The organism is Dyella sp. SYSU CM1112, from assembly GCF_058216415.1.
The window spans coordinates 1-265 of the sequence record NZ_JBZEGI010000147.1; the positions used below are offsets into that span (position 1 = coordinate 1).

The window sequence follows — 265 nt, forward strand, 5'->3', positions numbered from 1 at the left end:
GCTCAGCGCCGGCCAGCATGCGCAACTGATCGCCGGCAACGACCTCAACCTCAACGCCGCCGGCCACACCCAGCGCCAGGGCACAGCGATGAACGGGGTGGAAACCACCACGCACACGGTGACCACGCTGACCACCGGCGGCAGCGCCGTGCTCGCCGCCGGGCACGATCTCGCCAGCCAGGGCGCCCAACTGAAAGCGGGCGGCCAGCTCACCCTCAGCGCCGGCCATGACATCACGCTCCATGCCGTCACCGACCAGCGCCAG

At 70.9% G+C, this 265-nt stretch carries 1 protein-coding gene; it reads left to right on the plus strand.

What is annotated here, in order from left to right; translation table 11 throughout:
* On the plus strand, positions 1-265 hold a 265-nt coding region (locus AC4HNJ_RS21995; RefSeq protein ID WP_490481741.1), incomplete at both ends, for a hemagglutinin repeat-containing protein.